This is a genomic window from Pirellulales bacterium (assembly GCA_019636335.1).
Lineage (GTDB): Bacteria > Planctomycetota > Planctomycetia > Pirellulales > JAEUIK01 > JAHBXR01.
This window is the reverse complement of sequence record JAHBXR010000006.1, coordinates 152853-172364: the sequence shown is the minus strand read 5'-3', so window position 1 is coordinate 172364 and position 19512 is coordinate 152853. Positions and strand designations below refer to the sequence as shown.

Here is a 19512-nt window from a genome sequence, read left to right as displayed (position 1 = left end):
GTTCGGGTAGGATGGAACGGCATCGGATCGGGCTCGGCGAGCGTTTCGCCGGGCCCGGTCCTTTCGTCGAACACGTGTGGCGGGGGTCGCGTCTTGCTCGTCGGGCCGGTATTTACGCGCGAGGTACTGACCTCACCCAGACGCACGCGCACGTACGTTGCCCGCGCTGCCTATCCCGGCGTGCTGCTGGTCTTGATGTGTACGGCCTGGCTCTTGCTGGCCGGTATCCAGGTCGTGGAAGACACGGGCGAATTCGCCCGCTTTGGGCTGATGCTGTTCCAGGTGTTGGGACCGCTGCAGCTTGGCCTGGCGCTCTTCTGCTCGGCGCTGCTGGCGGCCGGCGCCGTGGCCCAAGAGAAGGATCGCGGCACGCTCGTGTTGCTGCTCATCACGCGTCTGACCAACGCGGAGTTGGTGCTGGGGCGATTGCTGGCCAGTCTGCTCAACATCCTGATTCTGGTCGCGGCGGCGCTCCCTTGCTTCATGTTGGCGTGCCTGTTTGGCGGCATCGCCTGGCAGCAGGTGCTGCAATCGTTCGCGGTGACGCTGGTAACGACGTTCGCCGCCGGAAGCTTGGGCTCGACGCTGGCTCTATGGCGCGAGAAGACGTTTCAAACGCTGGCCATGACGGCACTCGCTATCGTCTTTTGGCTCGTCGCCTGGGAAGTCGTGGCCCTGGGATTGCTGGGATCGAATTGGCTGGAAGTGCCCACGGCGACTTGGGCGACGGCCTTCAGCCCCTGGCAGGCGATCCTCGAAACGACGCGGCCCGCCACGTCGGCGGCCGATCTCGCGGCCTGGTGGAGCGGACCGGTCACGTGGTACATCGCCCTGGCGCTGATCGCCACGGCCGTGCTCAACCTGGTGGCCATCTGGCGCGTGCGTGTCTGGAATCCCTCGCGAGAAATCCAGGCCGTGCCGCGCGAGGCCGAGGATCGCGACAGCATCTGGGGACTAGTGCCGGTCGAGCAGTCGGCCGCCCCCGTAGCGGCGCCCGCGAAGCAACCGCTCCCCTCGCGCGAGGTGTGGGACAACCCCATCCTGTGGCGCGAGATTCGTACCCGGGCGTACGGCCGGCGGATGCTCGTCGTGCGCGTGGCGTATCTGCTGCTCTTTACCCTCAGTGCGGCTGGATGCTGGTATCTCGCCCAGACCGAGGCGGGGCTGACTCGCTGGAACGTCGCCGCCGTGCTCGTGCCGCTGGGCTTTCTCAGCCTCGTGCTGATCAACGCGCAGGCGGTCACTTCGCTCACCACCGAACGTGACGGGCGCATGCTCGATCTGCTGCTCGTGACCGACCTGACGCCCAAGGAGTTCGTCTTCGGCAAGCTGGCGGGCGTGGCTTACAATACCAAGGAGATGATCCTCTTGCCCCTGGTACTGGGCATCGGCCTGTGGCTCTCGCCGCGGGGGCTGCCGCTCGAGAACGTGATCTATCTCGTCGGTGGCTTGTTGGTCGTCGAGCTCTTCGCCATCACGCTCGGGTTCCACTGCGGCATGACCTATGCCAACTCGCGCGTGGCGATTGCCACGAGCATCGGCACGGTTTTCTTCCTGGTGGTAGGCATTGCCACCTGCATGCGCTTGATGGTCGCCTTCAGCGGCTCGTTCTCGGTTCAGTTGCAACCGTTCCTGGCGTTCATGCTGGGGGGGGGCGTGGGGCTCTACATGGCGCTGGGGGCGCGCAACCCTTCGCCCGCGATCGGTCTGGCGTCGCTGCTCTGTCCCTTTGCCACGTTCTACGCCATCACGAGCTTCATGCTCGACCACACGCTGACGGTGTTTCTCGTCGTCGCCTGCATGTATGGCTTTGCGACGGTGGCCATGCTCGTACCGGCGCTTTACGAGTTCGACGTCGCCACCGGTCGCACCACCTTGGGCGAGGAGTAGGCGCGCACGTCGGGCGCACGAGCTATTGCCGGGAAAGTTGGCGACGTACGAGAATCGATCGCAGCTTAGCGCTGATAACCCAGCGAGCGGAACACGCTGAGCAGTTCTTCGTACGTGATGAAGCGGCGGCGGTGCAGCAGCTTGTACTGATCGACGGCGGCGGCCAGCTCGCGCGCGTCGGGCGAGAGATCGTCGTGGCTGTTCGCAAACTGTCGCCGCTCGCGCCCGATGGGCTGCACCGGCGTCTCCCCGTGACGGCGGTCGATAAACGGACGCGGGGCTACCGGAACTTCCGCGGCGAAGATCATCGGATCCATAGTTTGCGACATGAGTTCAGCTCCAAACCGCCTGTTCGATGCCAGAAGATGAACGTGTCGCCAGACCGCTCGGCGACATGCAAACATAGATCGCAGCGGGCGCTTGTCAAACAGGTACTAGGCGTCGCGCCGGTGGTAGCGGTGGCGCGGGCGAACGGCCGCGAATATCCTCGGCAATCGCTACGGTCGCGGGCCGGCGAGTCTAGCTTGCCCCTGGCGTTCGTCAACGTAGCGTGGTGGGCGCGGGAGAGGGGGCCGGGGCTTGAGACGGAGTCGCCGGTCGTGCGGCTAGCGCCCGCGCGGCAATGGCCTGCTGCTCGAGCGCGGTGGCCTCGGCGTTCGCCCGGCTGGCCAGGTCGGTTCTTCCTGCGGCCTGCCAGATCGTGGCGAGCCGACGGCACACTTCGAGCGGGGGTGCGCCTCGTTCGCGCGCCGCGAGGAACGATTCGGCCGCCTCGTCGTACCGGCCGTTGGCATGATAGGCGCCCCCCAGGGCCATTTGCACGTCGGCCGGTTGCTGGCCGGCCTCGTACGTTTGGGCGAGCATCTGCCAGTTGATCAGCGATTTGTGCGGCAGATTCAGCTTGTCCTGCAGCTCGGCCAAGGCGCGCAGGGTGGCGCGATCGTCGGGGTCCATGACCAGCGCACGGTGATAGTACGTCAGGGCGTCGTCGGTCTGTCCGGCGCGCGCGCGCAATTGACCCAGGACGAGCCAGGCACTCGCCGAGTGGGAGTCGAGCACCAGCGCCCAGCGGACGTGGGCTTCGGCACGCTCGGGCTGCCCCAGGTCGAGCAGCATTTGAGCCGCGCGGACCTCGAGTGCCGGATCGTCGCCGCGGAGCTTGATCGCCTGTTCGATCTGCGCCAGCGCTGCTGCGCGTTCGCCGCGGTGCCAGAGGGTTTCGGCGTAGTGTTCGCGCGCGACGGCATCGACCGGACAGGTCTCGATCGCTTGCGAAAGCATCCATTCGGCCTCGGCCCAATTGCCCTGCTCGATCGCCAGCATGCCGCGCTGCGAATACTGGCGACACGTGGCGAGGGGTTCTGAGACGGGTCCGTCGCGCACCGGCGCCTTGCAACCGACGCAAAGGCTGCCAGCCAGCAGCAGCGTCGCCGCGATCAGCGCGCAGCAGCGATCGTCGGTCGCACGACCAGCGCCGACCTTGCGCAGAGACGACCATCGACGATCCGTCGTCACGCAGTGACTCCCAGACCTGCGCACGCGATTGCCCGAATTGAAGCCAAAGAGTTGTCGCGGTTACGGCCGGATCAACTGGCCGCGCACCCCGGAGGTGTCAACACGCGCGATCTAGACGAAATAGGGCGGAATGCTACCAACGGGGGCCGCTAGGAACAAGATCGGCCTCTCTAGGGTGCTTCCGCCAATCGGGCTCGAACGGGGTGGCAGCGCGGTGGCATCTGCGTAAAGCCTGACGTTTGCGGGAGATGAGACTGTGCCGGAGATGCCACTTTTGACGTCGAGGGACTCTTTGACGTGCAGGTCAGATTGAATGTTCCAACTACGGTGGGGCCGCCGATCCATCTTGCGAGGGGTACTCGCAACGCGGTTGAGGTCTCGCCGGAATCGACCGGTCGAGCTCGCTGCGGCTAGTTATCGGACAAGGCAGATCTTAGCGCGCCGTAACGCTAGGCGCGCGTCACGCGGCCGGGGCACAGTTACGAAGGGGGCAAGCGATGTTGCGACGCCAGAGGGGTGCGCGTTGCCTGGTGTTTTTTCTCGCCATGCAAATGGCGCTGCCGTCGCCGCTTTTGGCCGAGGGCTACATCTGGTCGGCGCTCGACGGCATGGCCGACCGGATCTTCCGCACGCGTAAGGCAGATATTCCCCCCGACGATCCCATGCTGTGCCTGGCGCGCTCGGTGACGTGCCTCGAGGACAGCATCCGCCGCGACGGGTCGATCACGATCAAGCAGCCCGACGTCTGGGGCGACGCCAACCTGATGCAGTTCATCCAGGAGTACGAGACGCAGATGAAGCGTCTGGGGGTCCGCGATGAATTCAAGCAAACGCTTCAGGCGATGATCGCCCGCAGCGATCAAATGGAGTTTCAAGCGACAACGGCTTTGGGAATAGCGAGCGGCAATCGTAATACGATCAACAACGACAAGCCGTCGACGACGGTGATACCGGTACCGAATGTGGCCGTTGCTGGAGCCACTGTAGAAGGGCAGGGAACAACCCCGGGCACGGTGACCGCAACGCCGATTGATATCAAGGAAGTGGATCTCTACAGCTTGTTGACGAAGTCTGCCGCAACCAGCGGAGTGGGGGAACTCAAGGTCGGCGTCGAGCCTACCGAATTCGAGCGACAGTTCGGCACTTATCTTTCCGTCAATCACGCGCTGCGCCGGCGCAACATGGGGGACGATAACAGCCGCATGCCCGGCTATGGCCTGTTCCTGTTTCGTGTGCCGGTTTCCGTCCTGCCTGGGAGAGAAACGTATCGCGGGCATTCGGCGGTCGTCACGTTGCGGGCGCAACTTCAGCTCGAAGCGACTCACTTGCGCAAGACGTTTCCCAAGCTCGCGATTGCCGATGCCGTCGATGCGTTGGCACCGGTGTTGTCCGCAGAATGGGATCGCAAACTCTCCGACTGCTACGTGGAAGAGTGTTGCGAAGGTAGCCATTCTCAGACACCTCCGAGTTCGAACTGGCAGTCTTTGGAAGCGCCAGATCAACAATTCCAAAGGGAAGACAAAGGCCTTCCTACTACCGAGAACATCAGCACGCCGGAGGTCGTTGCGGGGTTTGCGGGCATCTACGGAGAAGCGACGATCGAGGGCATTCTCCGGCGTGCGCGTTTCGAACTAGGCAAGGACAAACCAAAGCACGCGGAGTTGCGGGCCTTTCTATTTCGCTACTTCATGTCGTTGCAGGTGGGGCTCGAGCGGCGCGGCGTGTACGACCACCCTGGCATGCAGTGCCTGCTCGTCAATGTCGGCAAAATGCTCAACGCTGGGGCGACGTTGCCCGGCCTTTGTCAAAAGGACCGATGCGGTGACGAGCAAACGTTGACGAAGCTGCGAAAGTGTTGGATCGACTACGTGAAGGAATGCCTGCCTGCCGACGCCTGCCTAGCGGGCGCGTGCATGACGCCGAATTGCTTTCCCGATCCTGTCGGGCTCGATTTGTCGACGGCGGCCGCGACTTGGGTCCTGGCCGTCCACGCGGCTGAACTCGATGCGAATCTCAAGCTGTTGTTGCGCGACCTGGCGGACAACGGTCGCATTCCCCCGGATCATGGCGCTTTGCTCGAGCAGGTTTTCTTTTTCTCACCCGGCCGCTGCGAGGGAGTGGGGCCTACGACGGCGGCAGCCCGCATGTTGTGGGAGGAACTGGTCCGGCTTTCTTTTCCCTTGTACGTATTCGCGCTCGATCCCCAGGTTGAAGAGCAGAATGTCTGGGACGCCTTCTCGATGCGTCGCGAAATGCAACTGGCGCTCGCGATCGGCGTGGCGAGAAGTAACTTCAACATGGCACAGCGCGTGGCGTTGAGCCGTCAGCTTGGCCTCGACCAGGCCGGGATCGATTTGAATCGAACGGCAGTCGCCTTCACCCACGGCGCCGAGACCTTCGGCTGGTACTTCTATCCGCGCGTCCAGGCACCGCCCCCCGAAGAGAACAATCTGGCCGCGCTGACGCGCTTGATTTGGAAGGGGGGCCCCGGGCGGTGCTACGATCTCAATCACCGCGAGTTGGAACCGGGCATTCGCGAATGCGAGGTCATCCTTGTCATGCCGGGTTTCGTCAGCGGGGTGAAGTTCGACGTCACGACCAACTGGGAACTGCTGGCCAAACCGGGGACTACCTTGCGCAGCTACGAAGAAATGCTCGTGCAAGGTCGCCAGGTCATGGCGACGCGCCGGCAGGCCTTCGCCGGCGGCGATACGGGTTGCTACCGACCCGGCGATTACGAACGCCTGGTCAGTCGCGTCGATCAACTCGAACAGATGCTGGGGATGCAAACCTACGAAACCCGGGTGCCCTACGAATACGAGTTGGCCGGCCGCGATCTGTTCGACTTGGGCGATACGCAGCTACGGCCGGTGATCCACGACTTCTACGGCCTCGAGTACCTCAAGGATGGCGCCGGGTTGGCGGCTTCGTTCTTCCTGACGGGCAAGAACTTCCATCCGATACAAACCCATGCCATCGTCGGTGGTACCGAGATCCATACCACCGAGACGGAGATCGCGGCCAACGGAGTGCCCGTGACCCAAACGGACGTCGAGGTCATCAGCCGCGAGTTGATTCATGTACGCGTGCGCAGCCTGGTGCCAGAGTTGAGCCGGGTCGTCGGGGGCGTGCCGCAGTTCCAGGTGCGCGTCGGCACGCCCGCGGGCATCTCGAATGGATTGACCATTGACGGCAAAGCCGCGAAAGCCCCCGAGCAGGGCTTCGTCTGGGCGAACACCGGCCCCTTTCCTGCGACCTTTCAGTGTTGCGAGGGCAGCATCGACGTCGATCTTTCGTGCCTTGGTCCTTTGTCGCTCAAGTATTCGGGGGCGCCGCCGATCGATCTGAGAGCGGTCGGTGATGCCGACGTCGCGATCGAATTGAAGGGCACCGCCGAAGGAGAAACAGCCGCCGCATTCCGCGTCTATACAGGCGAAATCGACGCGAGCATCTCGAACGGGATCATTACGCTCGATCCGCGCGAGGCCCGCTCGAAAATCGAACAGGCGATCGAGTCTCTGCCGTGGATCGATCCGGCAAAGAAGTGGGGATTTACGGGGACGGCCCATCTGCGTTTCGGCGCGCACATGCCGTTGCACACGTCGATCTCCCCCCCGATCAAGCTGGTTTTGACCGTCGCGAACAAGGAAACCACGCCCTGCTGCGAAGAAAAAACGAGTAGTGTCGAGCGACTACCCGATCCGCTTGTCGTGGGACCGGCACAACCACTTGGACGGTAGTGGATGACGGCCCTCAGCGTGCGCTCGTCCCCGGGGCAAGTGAGGACTTGCTGCACGGTTAAAACGAAACGGCTACCGCCCGATCTTCTTCACGATCTGCTCGGCCTCGATCCGGGTCTTGCAGACTTGCGTGCGGAAGGCGTGGATCGTGCCCGGGTCGCTCGTGGCTTGTTCCTTTTCTTCCTGCTCCTTCCACTCGCGGGCGCGGCCGGGTGAAAGCGTGATCGCCACCGAGACGGTTGCCGTGCGGCCGCGCTTCGTCGTGTGGACCACGACGTAGTGCGTCTGGTAGATCATCGGGTCGCGGTAACTCTTCTGGATCTCGCCGCTGGTGAGGTGCCGCTGCACGGCCGTTTCGAGCGCGGCAAAATCGCTGCCGAAGTGCTTGGTGAAGAGCGAGTCTTCTCCCTCCTGGCGTTCGAGCGGACCCATGCGGCTGATCTCTTGCAGGTAGGCGCCGAAGGGCTTCTTGGCCTTCTCGGCCAGGTAATGTGTCAGCCCCCAGGCGAGCGCGTAGCCGTCGGCGTCGAGCTGTGGCGCGTTGACGATCCGCTGGATGGCGTCGCCACTCTTCGACGACATCTTGAGCAGCGCCGCCATCCGCAGGTCGTTCACCAGACCGGCCCGCGTCCACTTCAAGTTCCGCTGGGGCAGGGCCGCACCTTGTTCGTTCACCACCACCGAGCTGACGTTGATCGGGCAGAAATACTCGGGCAATCCTTCGCCCAGCCACGCGGGCCAGCCCGAGAGTCGCTGCTGGATGCCCACGTTGTGCAGGATCTGATGAACCCCCTCGTGAGCAATCGTGTACGAGGCCTCTTTCAGCGCGAACTCCGGCGCGCGGTCGGAAAGCAACGGATCTTCGTACAGCACGATGTGATTCGACAGACCACTGTAGTAGGCCGCCACTTCCGGTGGCATCGGCTTGAGGGCGTCGAATTCCTGCCGGTTGGGAAAGATCATCACTACCAGCGGCACCGACGGCGCCGTCGGCTGCAAGTCCCACTGCTCGAGCCGCGCGATCACGCCCGGGTAAAGCGATTCGAGAATATCGCGCGTCGATTGATAGAACTGCTCCGAGCAGGAGTAGACATAAAGATAGTGTTCGCTGGCCGCCGTCTTGAAGCTCGAGAATTTACCGGTGCGCAGACGGGCCATCATCGTCTGGGCATCGGCCGCCTGAAACGGCTTGTTCGAGGGGCGCGTGTCGACGCGCGGCACCAGGTTCAGCTTGCCGTCGGGGAGCAACACCAGGCATTGGTCGCCGATCGCACAGTGCAGCCGGCTGACGAGCGCCTTGCCATTCTCGTCCCGGACGTAGAGCAACTCGCCGCCGCCGGGCCGGACTTCGGCTCCACTCGCTAGCAGTTGGCTGAGCGAATCGGGCTCGGCCTGCGGCGCGGGGCGACGCTCGCCGGCGACCGGCTTTTCTTCGTCACCACCTTCCGCAACGGGAGACAGACCCTGGGCGCGGGCCACCGGGGCGAGACAAACAAGTGCCAACGCCACGCCGAGATGTCTCCAACGAACGAGCACGGGCGTACGCAGGCGCAGACCGGGAAATCGCATCGAAGATAAAAGCCCCTGCTGAGAAGTGATGGCGCTCTGTTGCGGCAGACCGAAGTTGTTCGGCGCCGCAATCTTCTGATTCCAGCGTTCAGGCTAACGCGCCGTTCCGCGGGAGGCCAGCATTCTTTGTCCGCCGCCGGCCCAGCCCGCGCGATCGATCGTGCGCCTTAGTGCCGGCGGTCGCGCGTCTAGGCCAGCACGTCGCGGACCACATTGCCGTGGACGTCGGTCAGGCGGAAATCGCGTCCCTGGAAGCGGTAGGTAAGCCGCGTGTGATCGATGCCCAGGCAGTGCAGGATGGTGGCATTCAGATCGTGAATGTGGACCGGCTTTTCGACGATGTTGTAGCTGAAGTCGTCGGTCTCGCCGTAGACGATGCCCGGCTTGATGCCACCGCCGGCCATCCACATGGTGTAGCAGCGCGGGTGATGATCGCGGCCGTAGTTCGTCTTGGTGAGCGTGCCCTGGCAATAGACGGTTCGCCCGAACTCGCCCCCCCAGATGACTAGCGTATCGTCGAGCATGCCCCGTTTTTTCAGATCGGCAATCAGCGCGGCGCACGGCTGATCGACGTCGTTGCACAGCGCTCCCAGGTCGTTCGGTAAATCGCCGTGCTGATCCCAGTCGCGGTGGAAGAGCTGCACGAAGTTCACCCCGCGCTCGGCCAACCGCCGCGCAAGCAGGCAATTCGCGGCAAACGTGCCGGGCTTCTGCACGTTCGGCCCATAGGCGTCGAGCACGTGTTGCGGCTCGTCTGCCGTGTTGGTCAATTCCGGCACCGAGGTCTGCATGCGGAAGGCCATTTCGTACTGCGCGATGCGCGCGTTGATCTCGGGATCGCCCACGGTGTCGTACTGCCGCTCGTTCAGTTGTGCGACCGCATCGAGCATCCGACGGCGCGTCTGGCCGCTCACGCCGGGGGGATTCGAGAGGTAGAGCACGGGATCGCCGATCGAGCGCAGCGCTACCCCCTGGTGGCGCGAGGGGAGGAAACCGGCCCCCCACAGACGTGCGTAAAGCGCCTGCGCGTCGCGTTTTTGCGAACCCATCGAGTGCAGCACGACAAAGGCCGGCAGGTCGGCATTCGAGCTGCCCAGTCCGTACGAGAGCCACGCCCCCATGCTCGGCCGGCCGGGAATTTGTGCGCCGGTCTGAATGTACGTGATGGCCGGATCGTGATTGATCGCCTCGGTGTTCACGGTCTTGATGACAGCCAGGTCATCGACGATCTGCGCCGTGTGGGGCAACAGCTCGCTGACCCAGGCGCCCGATTCGCCGTGCTGCGCGAACTTGAACATCGAAGGGGCCACGGGCAGACGCTTCTGCCCCGAGGTCATCGTCGTGATGCGCTGCCCCATGCGAATCGAGTCGGGCAGATCGGCGTCGAACAGATCGGCCAGCTTCGGTTTGTAGTCCCACATGTCGAGCTGCGACGGACCGCCCGACATGAACAGGTAGATGACGCGCTTCGCCGTGGGGGCAAAATGCGGACCGCCGAGAACGCCGCGATCGGCCGAGCTTGCCTCGCTGGCGCCGGCCGACAAGAGTTGCGGGTTCAACAGCGAGGCGAGTGCCGCGGCGCCGATGCCGCTGGCCGAGCGACTGAAGAAGTGCCGCCGCGTCAGCAAGAGGCGTTGTGTTTCAAAGTCGTGCATCGTGGCTTCCTCGTCGCAAGTTCGCGGCGACTATGTCTTGGCAGGTCATCGAGCGACTCGTGATCCGTTGCTTCAGGGCCGCGTCACCGTTTCATCCAGGTTCATAATCGTGCTGGCTACCATCGTCCAGGCGGCGAGCTCGGCCGCAGGGAGCGTTTCATCGCGCTTCGATTCGCCGACGGAGAGCAACGCGACAGCGGCCGCTTCGTCCGCCTGGTAGGTCGCCAGGTGGTCTTGGTAGGCGGCGAGCAGCACCCCGATCTCGCTGGAGCTCGGCGCGCGCGACGTGCCGAGTTGGAAGGCCCATTCGATCCGGCTCGTCGGGGTGGCGCCTCCTTCGCGCACGATGCGCTCGGCGAAATGCCGCGCCGCTTCGACAAACTGCACGTCGTTCAATAGTGCGAGCGCCTGCAGGGGCGTGTTGGTCCGCGCCCGGCGCACGGTACAGGCCTCGCGCGAGGGGGCGTCGAACGTCGCCATCGAGGCCGGCGGCGCCGTCCGCTTCCAGAACGTATACATGCTCCGCCGATAGAGCTTGTCGTCGTGGTCTTGCACGAACTTGGCCGTATTGCTCGTGGGGTAGCCCACCGCTTCCCAGATGCCCGGTGGCTGATAGGGCTTCACGCTCGGACCGCCCACCTGCGGGACGAGCAACCCACCGAGCGCCAGGGCATTGTCGCGCACGACTTCCGCGTCGAGACGGAAACGCGAGCCGCGGCTCAACAAGCGATTTTCGCGATCGTGCGCGTAGGCCTCGCTGCCGACATGCGACGTCTGCCGATAGGTGGCCGAGTTGACCATCAGTCGCACCATCTGCTGCACGTCCCAGCCATCGGCAATGAACTCGGTCGCCAGCCAGTCGAGCAGCTCGGGATGCGTCGGCCACTCCCCTTGCGAACCGAAATCTTCCGGCGTGCGGACGATCCCAGCGCCATAGAACTGCTGCCACAGGCGGTTCAACGTGACGCGCGACGTCAAGGGATGCGCCGGATCGACCAGCCACTGCGCCAGCGCCAGCCGGTTGGCCGGCGCTCCTTCGGGCAGCGGCGGCAACGAAGCGGGCACGCCGGGTTGCACCTTGTCCCCCGGCTTGTCGTACGCGCCGCGAACGAGCACGAACGAGTCGCGCGGCGCGTCCATTTCTTGCATGACGAGCGAGGTGGGGGCCGTCTGTTCCAGCTTGTCGCGTTCTGTGCGTAGCGCGGCGAGGGTGTCGGTGGCCGCCTTCCACTCGGGAGCCAACGTGGCACGGAAATACTCGGCCAGCCGTCGGCGGTCGTCCTCGCTGCGCTCGCCGGCCGGCTTCGAGAAGATCGTGGCGAGCGCCAGTGCCTCGCCGCCGCTGGCCTGCTCGAGCGACTGGAACGCGAACGCATACGCGCCGCTGTAGTTCACCACCTTGACGAGCAGTTGACTTTCGCCCGCGGGCAGATCGAGCGTAAGGCGGTCTTCGTCCGCCTTGAGGCCACGCTCGACGTTCTTCGAGTGGACGTTCTTGCCGTTGAGCCACACCTTCACGGCGTCGTCCGAGCCGAGCACGACGTCGAGCTTGCGAGCCTCCGGGGCGTGAATCGTGCGGTAGAGATAGGTCGCACACGATTCGCCCGGCAACCCATGCGGCACGCCATCGGCGAGATCGGTCCGCTCGCGCCAGACGAGTTGATCCGATTCGTACCTGGCTTGCAGATCGACGCCGTTTTCGGGTGGGTAGATTTTCTTGAACGCGCGGCTGCCGTTCGGCGCCGTGAAGGGACCGATCGAATGCCACGGGCCCAGCGACGTGGCGCGCAAGGCCGGATCGCGCGAGACGGCCAGCCGAAAACGGCCGATCCCATGCTGCGCGAATTGCGACTCGTGCCGCAGGCGGAAGCGGAGCGCCGTCCCTTTCTCGAAGCCGATCGGCTCGGCCGGCACGAAGACGGCGCTGCGCGGCTCGTGACGCTCGTAGCCCGCGATGGCCCAACCGTTCGTGGCGTCGCGGTTGCCGTCGATCGCCTTGGAAATGTGATAATCGCCGCCATCGGTCTTTTGCGAGAAGTCGGCTTGTGCGGCGACGAACGTCACCGGCCAGACCTGCGCCGGATCGGCGAGCGAGACGGCTTCGAGCTCGAATTCCGTCAGCACGAAGTTCGAGTTCGACGAGCGCCCCGGCCCGTTGTTGACGAGACTCGCATCGGTGAGGGCCTCGAGCCGCACGGCGGTGATGTCGGCCAGATCGGTGTCGGCCGTGATTTCGTAGACGTCGACCGCCGGGTTCTCTCCTTCGACCAGGATCGAATCGTCTTCCAGCTTGCGCAGCGTCGAACCACCGGTCGAGGCCATCTCGCGCGGCTGCAGGATCTGCCATTGCCCGGCGAGCTTGGCCGAGTGTTCGCTCTCCCAGGCGACTTGCGCTTGCTGCGCCTCCGGCTCGAGTGCCGCGAGTTTTGTCTGGGCGGCGGCGATCTGTTGATCGAGCTTGGCGATCTGCTCACGCAGCTCGCCGCTGGGGACGCGCACCACCGGGGGAGGCGATAGGGCGTTGCCGTCCATCGCGCGTTCCGTCTGGCTATTGAAGTAGGCAAAGAGCTGATAGAACTCGTGCTGCGTGAAGGGGTCGTACTTGTGATCGTGGCAGACGGCGCAGCCCAGGGTCAGCCCCATCCACACGGTCGACGTCGTCTCGACGCGATCGACCGCGTAGCGCACGAGGTACTCGGCATCGATCGAGCCCCCTTCACTCGTCGTCACGTTGCAGCGATTGAAGCCGGTGGCGATCTGCTGCTCGAGCGTGCGGTTGGGCAGCAAGTCTCCCGCCAGTTGCTCGACGGTGAACCGGTCGAAGGGCATATTGCGTTGAAAGGCGTCGATGACCCAATCGCGATAGGGCCAGATCGAGCGTTCGTTGTCGAGGTGCAGCCCGTGCGTGTCGCCATAGCGGGCGGCATCGAGCCAGTGACGCGCCATGTGCTCGCCGTAGTGGGGCGAGGCGAGCAAGCGTTCGACGACCTTCTCGTAGGCCTGCGGGCTGTTGTCGAGCTGAAACGCGCGGACTTCCTGCGGCGTCGGCGGCAGTCCCGTCAGGTCGAACGTCAGGCGGCGCAGGAGCGACGCACGATCCGCCTCGGGCGCCGGTTGCAGTTGTTCTTCTTCGAGCCGGGCGAGCACGAAATGGTCGATTGGATTGCGCGGCCAGTCGGTGAGCTTCACCGCCGGTAGCTCGGGACGCTGCGGCGCGACGAAGGCCCAGTGTTCGCCCCAGCGGGCTCCCTCGGCGACCCAACGTTTGAGCAGGGCCACTTCCTCGGCCGTGAGGGGTTTGCCCGTGTCGGCCGGAGGCATGCGCATCGTTTCATCCTCGGCCGAGATGCGGGCCACGAGGGTGCTGGCCTCGAGATTGCCCGGCACGAGGGCATGATCGCCTGAGGGGAGCTCGGCGAGCGCGTCGTCGCGCAGGTCCAGTCGCAAGCCGGCCTGACGCTGCCCGGCATCGGGACCGTGGCAGGTAAAGCACTTGTTCGAGAGGATCGGACGAATATCGCGGCTGAACTCGAGCTTCCGTGGCTGTGGGGTATCGTCGGCTCGGGCACTTTCGGCCGACTCTCTTGCTACCAGCGCAACCAACAACGGCAAAGCGAACGTTTTTAACGCAAAGACGCAAAGGCCGCGAAGGCGCAAGGGCGTGCGTGGCGGATAACGGAGACTTGCCAAGGCATGGTTGAAGTGGCGGGCGATGGGCATCGCGCGTCCTCGGGAGTGGCGATTTCTTCGAGGCAGGTACCCGGCCGCCAGGTGCGGTGCCAGGGCAGGGGAGGGCCAAGCCGCCAGTATAACACGGAACCGCGAGAAAAAGGTCAGTCCGTGTGTGCCGCCAGCCGTGTCAGGCAGGCTAATGAGCTGCAATTCAACGTTGGTAGCACCGACGAATCGGCGCAGTGGATTAGCAACTTAGGCGGCCTGAGTCGCCGAATCGTCGGTGTTGCGCAGCAACAAGAGGAGGGTGGAGGGCTCTTCCAGTGAGTTCGCGTGGCAACAACTCACACGACCTCTTGTAATTCCAAGACACCGAGATTGTCGCGCAACAGCCGTGCTTTCGGCCACTGTGTCATATCGCACATTACTTCAACCCCGACAGATACTCCACCACGTCCAGCACCTCGACCGGCGCCAGCGAGCCGGCCAATCCCTCGGGCATGCTGCTTTGCTTGAGCGTTTCGCGCTGGTCGATGTCCGCCTTCTTGATCGTCACGGCGTCTTTGCCGTCGAAGATCACCAGTTCCGTTTCCGTCTCCTGGGAGAGCAGGCCGGTGATGATGCGCCCGTCGCTCGTGGCGACCGCCGTTGAGTTGTACTTGGCGTCCACCTCGGCGTTCGGGTCGATCAGCGATTCGACGAGTTTTAATTTGGAGAGCTTTTTTCCTACCTGAGATAGGTCGGGCCCGTACTCGCGACCGTCGTGGCCGATTTTGTGGCAGGCCGTACAGGTGCGCAGGAAGACCTGCCGCCCGTTGTTCGCGTCTCCTTGCATGTCGGCCAGGGCCTGCATCGACTTGTTGCGTACCTCGTCGGGCTGCGTCTCCTGGCCGAGCAGGTTGCGCAGATAGGGGAGCGCCTCGCCGCCGGCCTTCGATTGCGAGAGGATGTGCGCGAGCAGTTCCTGCCCCGTCGGATTGTCGCTGGCGATTTGGCCCGTGAGAAACGGTTGCCGCCAGACGTTCTCATTGGCGGAGAGCGCGTGTTCGAGCGTGTAGCGCGTCCAGTAGTCGAGCGGCAGCTTGGCCGTATCCAGCAGCATCTGCACCGACTCTGGTGTCGAAATAAAGCTCAAACCGCGAACCGCCTCAGTACGGACGCGCGGATGCTCGTCCTGCGACATGCGTGCCAGAATGCCAAACGAGTCGGGCAAGCTATCCGCCGCCACGCGCGTTGCCGCGGCTCGGGCCTGGAAGCTGGGAAGCGCCAGCACCTGTTCCATCGTCGCCGCGTCGATCGAATGATGCGCCTGCTGAATCCACAGCGCCTCGGTCAACAGCCGGTCGTGCGCGGGATCTTTGGGATCGAGTCCCGCGGCCCAACTCGTTACGGCCGATAGGACTTCCTCTGTCGGGCGATCGCGCAGTTCGCGGCGTGCCCGTTCGCGCGTGCGCCATTCGTAGGTGCGAAGCTGTTCGAGCAGTTCCGGCACTGGCTTGCCGGCTTGCGTCACCGGCTCGACCAGTGGTCGAGCCTTTGCCACCAGGCGATAGATCCGGCCGCGCTGGTGATCGCGATTCGGATCGCGTTGCGAGTACTGCATGTGGCCGATGAGCGCGTTCGCCCAATCGCCAAACCACAACGCGCCATCGGGTCCGATCTGTGGATCGACCGGGCGGAAATGCTTGTCGGTCGAGCGAATCAAATCGTCGGGCTGACCGTCGGCCATCTTTAGACGGCTGCCGTCGAAGCCGGCGCCGTCGTCGTGGATCTCGAACCGCGGCAGGCCGTTCATGTTGATCACGCAGGCATAGATGAATTGCTTCTGCACGTCGTCGGGAAACTGTCGCGTGACCAGGAATTCGCTGCCGATGCAGGGACGCATGCCCTCGTTGTTGAAGATCGGCTTCAATCCCTGACGTTGGCCACGCTGCGCGCCCGACAGCGGCGTGTCCCAGTGCTGCACAGCGCCGGTGCCGTCGCCGACGATGCCTTGTCCCCACTCGTCGAAGATGTAGCACCAGGGGTTGCCGTAGCCGGGCGTGATGTAGTGCGAGAGACGATGCGCGGCCGGGTCGAGCACGTAGGCGCCCCCCGTGCCGAAATTACGGAACGGACCCCAGGGAGTCTCGACGGTCGTGCTCATGGCGATGCCTTCGAGCATGTGCAGCAGGCCGCCGTGATTCGTCTCGAACGAGCCCACCGTATGATGCGTGTCGTCGGTGGCGAAACCGTCGTACAGGTGGACGACTTCATCCGCACGATCGTCACCATCGTGGTCCTTGAGCCAGATCAACCGCGGCTGATCGACGACGAGCACGCCGCCGTTGAAGAAGTCGAAGCCGGTCGGGCAGTGGAGCTTGTCGTAGAACGTCTGGCAGTAGTCGGCGCGTCCGTCGCCGTCGGTATCCTCGAGAATGAGCAGCTTGTCGGCCGGCTTCGGATCGCCCGGCTTCCACTGCGGATAGCTGGGCATTGTCGAAACCCAGAGCCGTCCCTTGTTGTCGAACGACATCTGCACCGGCTTGGCCAGTTCGGGGAACTGCTTCTCGTCGGCGAAAAGCTTGATTTCAAAACCTTCGGGCACCGTGCAGGACTCGATAAGTTCATCGGGCGAGAGGTAGCGCAACTCGTCCGCTTCGGAATACTTCTGCCGCGGTTCGCCGAAGCGCGTCGCGGGAGTGAAGAGCTCGCCGGTATTGCCGTCATCGGGAGCGGCTGAAACCGTTTTGCCTTGTGCCAGGTCGCTCACGTAGCGATCGCGCACTTCGGCCATCTTGCGAATCTTGGCGTACTCGCGCGGGAAGGTCTCGGTATCCCACGTGCGTCGTCCGCCGTAGACGTACCAGCCGTTGAGCATGCGGTAGTCTTGCAGGTGGATCCAGGACTTGTCGTTCACCGCCGCGCGTAGCGCCTCGAATGCGGGTGAGCCAATCTCGGCTGGATGGTCGCCACCGAAGAGGGCGCGATCGAGCACTTCGGCGACGGCACGATCGCCCGCCTCGTTCACGTGCGCGCCATTGACCGTGAATTGCAGGCCGGGCTCGGCGGCGAAAAGCTGATGGGTCGAGTCGAAAACGTCGACGAAGGCCAGGTTGCGCTTTTTCGTCACGGCGGCCGCCGCGTCGCGATAGAGACGCAGATGCTCGTTTTCTCGTGTGCCGTCGGGCAGCAGTCGATCGGCGGGCGCTTCGAAGGCGATCGGCGAAACGATGACGAAGCGCGGCGTGGCGCCTGTGTCGTCGCGCGGATATTTCTGCGCCAGCTCGTCGAGCAGACGTTCGTAATCGGCCTGAAACTTTTCCACTCCCTCAGGTCCGGCGAACGATTCATTGAAACCGAAGAAGAGCAGATACGTATCGGCCGAAAAGGCCGCGATCGGATCGTCGAGCTTGTGGTAATCGCTGGGACGTTGGCGAACCGAGACTTCATCGGCGGGGCGGGCGAAGTTGCGCACCACCAACTCGAGCTCGGGGAAGCGCGAGTGAAGCAACGTTTCGAAGTGACCGAAGAGATTCATCCGTTCGGCCGTCGAGTTGCCCACCAGCGCGACACGTTCGCCCTTGGTCAGCTTCAGCGGCAATACGCTGGGGGGCAGGGCAGGGCGGGCCGGACGCGGTTGCGGCGTCAGCAATTGCTCGGCGCTCGGCTCAGGTTTGGCTTCGTCCGCGCCCGACTCGAGCACGGGAAGGATCAGCAGGGCAACGGCAAGCGATAGCGCAGCAAGTCCCAACAGGCGGACCGATCGAGAGCCGATCATCGACGAGAACTCCGATAGAACGCGTGAGCGCAAGAAGGCAGGTAAGTACAGCAGGCGGGCGACAAGTCACGCCGCACGAGGCGGGTGCGATTCGAACCTGGTCGCAGCGCGATCAGGTTTCGCTTCCGTTGGTCAGGCTACCAGCTTACGCAGGCGGCACCAACAAAGTACAACAGTCGTCTTCGAAGAAGTCGACCGGTCGCTGAATGCCTGACGAGTGGTCGCGGCAAGGCGTTCGCATCCGAGTCTTGGGAGGAGCAGTCGCAGCGCAAATCTCGCCCAACGCGCGACACGAATTTACTGAGCGCAGCAGCGAGACGTGTCGGCGGAGTCGCGTGGTCAGGCGTTGCAAAGAGGAGGGGCATCGATCGCCCAAAGTGTGGTTGACTTCTCGACTGGTTCGGATAAAAAGGATAAGGCGAGTTTGTGAAATTTGTCACAGTGTCGCGCCGTAAGTGCTATCAAACAGCGCAACTTGTTGTGGCATATTGGCTTGCTGCCGAGGGAGTGGTCGGCCAGGGATGTTCGCCTTCGGTACGGCACTGCGGGGGAATTCATGCCCGGCGGTGAAATGTACTGGTAATTGTCTCGCTGTGGAGTGAAGGTCAGCCGCATGGCAGACAAGAAAAAGATGTCGGTGGCGGATATTCTGGCCGCCGCACGACGCGCGGATGGTGGCGCAGCATCGGAGCCCCCCGCGAGCCCGCCCCCCGCAGAGGAATCGTCCGCTCCGGTCGAAGAGGCGACGGCTGCCGTGCCTGCTGAAGAAGCGGCCAGCGAGCCGGCGCCGAAGCCGGCGGCCCCCCAGCCGGCCGCGGGTGGTGCTCGTCCCAGTGTGAAAGACATTCTGGCGGCGGCGCGTTCCGGCGGTTCGGCCGGCGCGGCCAAGCCGGCTGCTCCCGCGCCGAAGAAAGAGGTCCCCGCCGCGGCCGCCAAGGCTGCTCCGGCGAAGAAGGAGCCGGCGGAAAAGAAGGTGGCTCCTGCCAAGGCCGCTGGCGCGAAGGACACGGCCAGCATTCTGGCCGCCGCGCGAAACCCGAACAAAGCCGGCCCGGTTTCGAAGGCCGAGGCTGCTGAAAAGGGAGTGGTCGCCAAGGAGAAGCCCGCCAAGGCGCCGCTCGTGGCGCCCCCCATGCCGGCGAAGCCCGCCGCGGTGGGCAAGCCCCCGGGCAAGGGCGCTGCGGCCGCGGATGCCGATCGTCGCGGCATTCTCGGTTTGATTCTGGGCTCGTTCCTGGGAGCGGGCTTTACCTCGTTGGCCGCCACCAGTGGCCTGTGGGGGTTGGGGGCGGCGCGTTTTGCGTTCCCCAATGTGTTGACCGAGCCGCCGAGCCGTTTCAAGGTTGGCTTTCCTAATGACTTCCCACCCGGCCAGGTGGCCGACAAGTTCAAGGCGCAATTCGGGGTCTGGGTCGTGAACACCGAGTGGCAGGGTCAGCAGCAGATCTTCGCCCTGCGCACGGTTTGCACGCACCTGGGTTGCACGCCGAACTGGCTCGAGGGTGAACAGAAATTCAAATGCCCCTGCCACGGCAGCGGTTTTTATAAGGATGGCATCAACTTCGAGGGTCCCGCTCCGCGTCCCCTCGAGCGTTATGCCATTCGGCTGGCAGACGATGGCCAGTTGGAAATCGACAAGAGCCGGATTTTCCAGGAAGAAATGGGTCAGTGGAAAGATCCCAACTGCTTCGTGATGGTTTGATCCAGTCGA

Annotated in this window: 9 protein-coding genes; 3 read left to right on the top strand and 6 right to left on the bottom strand. The window is 64.0% G+C overall.

Annotation, left to right across the window (positions count from 1 at the left end; translation table 11 throughout):
* The first annotated feature begins 93 nt into the window (after window positions 1-93).
* Entirely contained in the window at window positions 94-1890 is a 1797-nt protein-coding gene (locus KF708_08365) for an ABC transporter permease subunit (GenBank protein ID MBX3412687.1), read from the top strand.
* A gap of 65 nt (window positions 1891-1955) precedes the next feature.
* Here the strand turns inward: KF708_08365 and KF708_08360 are convergent, their stop codons facing one another.
* Both KF708_08360 and KF708_08355 read right to left on the bottom strand, forming a co-directional pair.
* Complete coding sequence (locus KF708_08360; protein MBX3412686.1) at window positions 1956-2198, bottom strand: hypothetical protein; 243 nt, start codon at window positions 2196-2198, stop codon at window positions 1956-1958.
* A gap of 232 nt (window positions 2199-2430) precedes the next feature.
* A complete protein-coding gene (locus KF708_08355) occupies window positions 2431-3405 on the bottom strand; it encodes a tetratricopeptide repeat protein (protein ID MBX3412685.1) in 975 nt (324 codons plus the stop codon).
* Between the two features lie 497 nt (window positions 3406-3902).
* On the opposite strand from KF708_08355, the gene KF708_08350 reads away from it, so the two are divergent.
* Complete coding sequence (locus KF708_08350; protein MBX3412684.1) at window positions 3903-7145, top strand: hypothetical protein; 3243 nt, start codon at window positions 3903-3905, stop codon at window positions 7143-7145.
* Window positions 7146-7217: 72 nt separating this feature from the next.
* Here the strand turns inward: KF708_08350 and KF708_08345 are convergent, their stop codons facing one another.
* The 4 genes from KF708_08345 to KF708_08330 form a co-directional block, all read right to left on the bottom strand.
* Window positions 7218-8714, bottom strand: a complete 1497-nt coding sequence (locus KF708_08345) for a DUF1570 domain-containing protein (protein MBX3412683.1) — start codon at window positions 8712-8714, stop codon at window positions 7218-7220.
* Window positions 8715-8902: 188 nt separating this feature from the next.
* A complete protein-coding gene (locus tag KF708_08340) occupies window positions 8903-10369 on the bottom strand; it encodes a DUF1501 domain-containing protein (GenBank protein MBX3412682.1) in 1467 nt (488 codons plus the stop codon).
* Window positions 10370-10441: 72 nt separating this feature from the next.
* Window positions 10442-14089 carry a DUF1553 domain-containing protein gene (locus tag KF708_08335; protein MBX3412681.1) on the bottom strand — a complete coding sequence of 1216 codons (3648 nt, stop codon included), beginning with the start codon at window positions 14087-14089 and terminating at the stop codon, window positions 10442-10444.
* A gap of 376 nt (window positions 14090-14465) precedes the next feature.
* Complete coding sequence (locus KF708_08330) at window positions 14466-17801, bottom strand: c-type cytochrome (protein MBX3412680.1); 3336 nt, start codon at window positions 17799-17801, stop codon at window positions 14466-14468.
* Window positions 17802-18414: 613 nt separating this feature from the next.
* On the opposite strand from KF708_08330, the gene KF708_08325 reads away from it, so the two are divergent.
* A complete protein-coding gene (locus tag KF708_08325; GenBank protein ID MBX3412679.1) occupies window positions 18415-19503 on the top strand; it encodes a ubiquinol-cytochrome c reductase iron-sulfur subunit in 1089 nt (362 codons plus the stop codon).
* The last annotated feature ends 9 nt before the right edge of the window (window positions 19504-19512 follow it).